The 5397-nt window shown below is 59.9% G+C and carries 4 protein-coding genes and 2 pseudogenes; 4 read left to right on the top strand and 2 right to left on the bottom strand.

Translation table 11 applies throughout. The features are described from left to right. A pseudogene (locus YY7_RS64240) lies at positions 1-166 on the bottom strand (IS256 family transposase); the annotation flags it as partial. A 94-nt stretch (positions 167-260) separates the two neighbouring features. Between YY7_RS64240 and YY7_RS56125 the strand changes: the two are divergent. The 4 genes and pseudogenes from YY7_RS56125 to YY7_RS64705 form a co-directional block, all read left to right on the top strand. Beyond that, a pseudogene (locus YY7_RS56125) lies at positions 261-668 on the top strand (hypothetical protein); the annotation flags it as partial. Positions 669-716: 48 nt separating this feature from the next. Continuing rightward, entirely contained in the window at positions 717-1388 is a 672-nt protein-coding gene (locus tag YY7_RS0149390; RefSeq protein ID WP_028169373.1) for a hypothetical protein, read from the top strand. Between the two features lie 660 nt (positions 1389-2048). Continuing rightward, positions 2049-4133: a hypothetical protein gene (locus YY7_RS62490; protein ID WP_245287708.1), complete on the top strand. Its 2085-nt coding sequence runs from the start codon at positions 2049-2051 to the stop codon at positions 4131-4133. 150 nt (positions 4134-4283) lie between these two features. Further along, positions 4284-4409: a hypothetical protein gene (locus YY7_RS64705; RefSeq protein WP_283807062.1), complete on the top strand. Its 126-nt coding sequence runs from the start codon at positions 4284-4286 to the stop codon at positions 4407-4409. Between the two features lie 119 nt (positions 4410-4528). Here YY7_RS64705 and YY7_RS0149405 read toward each other — a convergent pair whose 3' ends face one another. Then, complete coding sequence (locus tag YY7_RS0149405) at positions 4529-4753, bottom strand: hypothetical protein (RefSeq protein ID WP_028169375.1); 225 nt, start codon at positions 4751-4753, stop codon at positions 4529-4531. Positions 4754-5397: the final 644 nt, after the last annotated feature.

A 5397-nucleotide genomic window follows, 5' to 3' on the forward strand; every position in this document is an offset into this window, starting at 1 on the left:
GCCCATCCGGCAGCTTCAAATCGGCATGATCGCTCAGAAAGTCGGCGACCTCCGCCTCGATCGCCCGCGCAAGAAGCTGGCGTGCTCCATGCCGCAAAATACTCGTCAGTGGATCATCCATCGCGCCAGGCTGGCGAAGCTCTACAATCTTGCTATTCTCGTTCATGGCGTATCGCTCTGCATAAGAGGTTCTGGCTGGCTGGTTACCCGCCTCGATACGCCGCCCTTCTCAGGCCGTCATCACCCAGATTCCGCCATAGCTCTTCCATACCTTGGGATCCTCCATCGCTTCCCTGGACGAGATCGCCGAGACCGCCAATTTCATGGCTGGTGCAAAATATTTTCTGGTCAAGAACTTCATCAACGACACTCAGTTCTTCCAGTGGGACCAGTCGACCTACATCTCCTATTTCCACCGAATCAAGAACGCGACCGAGTTGACGATCCCTAAGCTCAATGAGATGGCCTATGAGCAAGTCGAAGTTGCTTCCGTCCCGTTCGTCGACTTCATAGCCAACAAGGGCCGGCACGACGAGGCCGCGAACTACTCGTTCGTGCTGCGCGGGTATGTCCGGCACTGGCTCGCCAATGTGTGGCGCGAATATGATCGCATCAACTTGACTGAAGTGGCAGGCGCCAAGTCAGTGACCGGCGGCGGCGAAAAATAATCGCTCGTTCGCCCATTGAAGGCCTGAACCCCCTACGAAACTCGCTCGATGTTAGCCACGCCCGTCTACATCATCTGCTCTCCGACCCCGCAGGTCGGCAAGACCCTCGTCTCTCGTCTTCTGAGCGAGTTCTTGCTGCTGAAGAACGGCTCTGCGCTCTCCTTCGACGTCAACCTGAAGGAGCCGTCACTCGTCGATTACCCCCCTAACATCACTGAGACGGCGGATGTGATCGACACCTACGGCAAGATGCAGCTGATGGACCGGCTTATCCTGCACGACCGAGTGGCCAAGGTCATCGACCTCGGCTTCCATGCCTTCGATGAATTCTTCAAGATGTGCGAGGAGATCGGCTTCATGAAGGAGGCGCTCGGTCGCCGTGTCGCCCCCATCATCCTATTCGTCGCCGCTAGCGACCGCGCCTCCTCGCGCAGCTATGAGATGCTGCGGCGGCGGATTCCGCCGGGGGCGCTGGTCACCGTCCACAACGAATTCGTGCTGCGCGGAGAGTTACCTGACGCCATGGATGGCGGCCGTGTACTCCGCTTTTCGGCGCTACCGGTATTTCTAAAGACTTACGTCGACCGACTGAGCTTCTCATTCACGGGATATCTTCGCGACGAGAAGGATTCGTCCAGCGAGTTGCATCAGTGGATCCGGCGGAATTACACCATGTTCCGCGATCTCGAGCTATTAGCGATGCTACAGCCGTCGCCTTGAGTCGGGCTCTACATGTGGAGAGCTCCCGTGATACAAGAGTGTTTGAGGTTTCATCGGAGTGCTTGCGGCGCATGGTTTCCGAAAGATTGGCGAGGTTGTGTGCCCGCTATCAGGATAGTTCGGACAGTACCGATGGGCGCGTAGCGCAGGAGGCGTGCTTAAACTGGGAGCGGCGTGCCTCCCGATCGAGCCTAGCGCTTGATCGAGAGGCCATGATTGATCTAGCTCGATCATGGTCATTCACGATGTGCCACGGGAAGGCTCGTATTGATCCGACGTGCCGTGTCGGGACGGCCTTATACGTGGTTTGAACGAAAATCACGTGGCACGTGCACCGCATATTTCTTGAGAAACAACGCCGGCGCCATTTTCACATTGTGCCCTTCTGACACTCGTCAGCTTCTTAACAGCTAACTCTCTTAGGATGAGAACCTCGATATCTAGACGGCGACGCCACCTATCATGAAGGAATGAACATCGGAGTGCTTGATCTCGGAGTAATCGGAGGCGTTGGCGGCGGTCTCGGCCGCGGCAAATGATGGTGATTGTGTGCTGGTTTCAGGCTTCGGCAGCCGGATTCTCGGCCGAAAATTCCATCGCTTTCACTCAATCACCTTGCCGTGCGCCAGATACGAGCTTTGCTATGTGATGTGAGGTGCCATGGAGCGAACGAATAACAATTTCAACCTGTTTGATTTTGATGTGGAAGGATTCGCGCAAGCGTACTATCAGCAGCCGCAGGTGGGGCAGCAATCGGGCACCACGAGCCCGCAAGCAAGCTTTGAACAGCAAATGGACGAGTTGCAGCTCAATTCGTCTGATGAGAACTCCGCAAAGTCTAGTTCGCCTGATGAGGGTCCCGCAGACGGCGGTGAAGGACTCCGGCGCGGTGCCCTCGGCGGTTCAATGCGGATGCCGCCACACTCGCGCTTGAGGGACAACTCGTTCAGCAGCACGCGCCACAGCGTGGACCTCCCCCGCGCTAACTTTCGAGCTTCGGCCCAAGTATCGCCGCGGTCCAATTTGCGGGATGATCTGTTCAGCAGTACGCGCTATACCCTGCCATCTGAGGAGCAGCCCGCGACTGAGACGAAGAACAGGAAAAATCGCGGACTGTGGTCGCGTATCAAATCAGGGGTTGGAAAGGCGTTTGGGGCGAGCCACGGCGAAAAGCCGTCTGGCTCCACGGCTCGGCAAGAGATCCTTTCAACGAAGTTTCGCGTGGATTACGCCAAGCAGCCCGGCCGAACACGCGGGGTCCCTGAGGAGGACGAGGCGCTGTTTGAGGACTTCAAAAGCAAAGCCAGTGTCACCCAGGACGACGGCACCAAACCACTGGGCGACGGCACCATCAAAAACGCGATAGCCGATCTGCGCCATTTGAGCGCCCGCCTTAGCCAGAACGGGAGGCCATCAATCGCGGATCGAATTGGCAACCCCGAGTTGGAAGCTGGCTTGGATGACGATGTGGAAACCTATGCGAATGATCGCAGCAGGCGCATCAAAGCGGCATTGAAAAAGCTCCGCGACGTCGGCACCGGAAGAACGTTGTCAGTCGATATCCGCCGCCTTGTTCCTTATCCCGCAGACGCAACCCTCATCGACATGTGGGCCAGCGCGGAAAAGGCGACACACAGGATTGAGCCGGAGACTGTCGATCGACACGCACGCCGCCTTTACAGGCTGAGTGATTGGCTGCAAACGCGCGACAAGGGGGCCATGGCTGGCCGACTCAATGACGATGGGCTGACCCGAGATGTTGAACAGTACAGGCAGCAAACCGAGGACACCAAAATCAATGCCGATTTGCTCAGGCTTCGGCGATACCAACAAGTCCTCGAGGCGAACAGAGCGCTAGGGTTGCCTCCTCCTGAGCACGCGCGTCCGCTCGCCGGGGAAGGCGCTCGGCAGAACGCTTCGCCGCAGGAGCTTCCGGCGACGCCGGCCACCCCGAGCGCGGGCGCTTGGGATTGGTTTAGAGAGGCGATGCAAGAACCCGCGACATCCACGCTCACACTGCGCCATAGCCCACAGCCCAGCCCGTCGCAAGGACTTCCCGCAACGCCGGCCACCCCGAGCGCGGGAGCTTGGGATTGGTTTAGGGAGCAGATGCAAGAACCCGAGCCATCCTCTGCCAGAGCCCCGTCATCAGACATCTACGGCGGTCTAGAGCCACTGGTTAACCTGAATCCGCCCACACCGTATCAATTGCGGGACGATGCTCACTCTGCGCCGGCGCCTGACTTCGCCAGACCGCCGTCGTTCGTCGGGCCATCAGGGGCCCCTCAGGATCTACTGGATATCGGACCTATCGTCGGCGAGGGCTGGCGCCACGGCTCGCAACCGGCCTCAGAAGTCCTGATCGACGTACTGAGTAACATCAATCTCCTGCCGAACCAGTTCGGCCCAAGCCGGTTCGCGATCAACGGCGAGCATTACTCGGCCACGTTTGGGCCGGCAGGGCGCAGGGACGTTCGTCTCATCCATCATCCTCGCGCGAGGCCGATGAATGAAGCTGGGCCATCCCGTCAGCCCGTCGCGGATCTTGGGTTTCTTATCCGCGGGGGGTGGCAGCACCGCGAACGCTGGCTTCCGACTTACCTTGTTCGTGTACTAGAGGGGGAGCGCCGGATGCCGGAAGTCGGGCGCCCGACATATATCAACATCCGCGGCGTGCCTTACAGGGCCGAGCTGCAGGAGACGGACGGCGGCTCCCGTGTTCGTATTTATCCTGAAGCTGGCTGAGGAACGCGCTTGGGCTGCAACCTCGGGGCAACGGGGCAGCGAACCGGGGAAGTGTCCACCGTCCAGCCACTGGCATAGGCTTGCTCGCGCCACGGGCGCCTATGGGAAGCGGCCTGCGCGAGGACGGCATAAGCGTTTGGATAAAAGGAAATGGCAAAGGCAAAATTCAACTTACTTGGTGCCGAGGTCCGCGCAGCACTCGAGCGGCTGCTCGATGTGCTGGCAGACCTGGGACTTACCGCCACGCCGGCAGGGTCCGGCTTGGCCGCAAGCTGATCGGAACACGCCTCAAGGAAGAAATGGGCTTTAAACCGCTGCGGCGGCGACAGTGCTTGACATCACGCTTCTCGGCGGCGCGGCGGCATGGCCGCTAGCGGCGCGGGCCTCGCGCATGTCTATTCGATCAGGATCAGACCGGGAGGGAGTGACTCGTCGTACAGACTGCCCCGGTCGGATCGTCCGATCGGAACGAACCCTTTGATTTTTGCGGTCTGCGGCGCTGGGACGCCGGATTTCTCCAGCTTGCTGGCAATCAGGCCGCGCAAAGGCATGGGTAGGTCCAGGCTCCGATCGTCGACGACGCGCGCGGCCCGGAGGAACAGAATCTGCAGGTCGAGCAACTCGGGCGTAGTCCAATCTGTCAATCGGCGTTCAAATTTGGCTCTCGTATTGCCTCATCTGAGGATGTTACTTTCGCTTGACGGACGTAGCGCCGACTGTCGGCCGGTCTGAGGTTGCGTCATTGCTCGCAGGATCGGAGGGACTGGGGACGTCGCGGAGTGCCCATCACACGTAGCGGCGGCCCCAGTCCCGGGGTCAGCGGCCTGTGCCGCACCTTCAGCGGTGCGCGGGATGATCGTCTCGACTGCTTTGCGTCTGAGCGATCGCAACAAGCGCTGCACGATGGTGTGCTGTGGAGGACCGAACTGTTCGGGGCATTGTTCAGCGAGGCGACCGAGAATTGCCAGCGCGGTCAGACGGGGCTCGGCCGTCAGCCAGCGCTCGATGTTGGCGAGGTGCGGATCGAGCATTGATGGCATTCTCATGCGCTTTTTGTATGGCTTGCGCATGCGCCGATGGATGATGCGCTGCTCCCCTAGATGCAGGNCATTGCCGAGCTCCTTCGCGAACGCTGCTGCGATCTTTGTCGGCGCCGGTGGGCTTGCTGCCGCGAGCCTGCCCAATCGGGCGTCGACACGCGTGCCGAGCTCCGCCTGGGCGTCTCTCATCTCGGCCAGCAGGGCCACGGGATCGAGCGTGCGAT

The sequence above is a fragment of the Bradyrhizobium elkanii WSM2783 genome, from assembly GCF_000472865.1.
In the GTDB taxonomy this organism is placed as follows: Bacteria; Pseudomonadota; Alphaproteobacteria; order Rhizobiales; family Xanthobacteraceae; genus Bradyrhizobium; species Bradyrhizobium elkanii_A.

Excerpts from the sequence above, each read along its gene's own strand:
- YY7_RS0149390 (WP_028169373.1), top strand. The coding sequence starts at position 717 with ATGTTAGCCACGCCCGTCTACATCATCTGCTCTCCGACCCCGCAGGTC.
- YY7_RS62490 (WP_245287708.1), top strand. The coding sequence starts at position 2,049 with ATGGAGCGAACGAATAACAATTTCAACCTGTTTGATTTTGATGTGGAA.
- YY7_RS64705 (WP_283807062.1), top strand. The coding sequence starts at position 4,284 with ATGGCAAAGGCAAAATTCAACTTACTTGGTGCCGAGGTCCGCGCAGCA.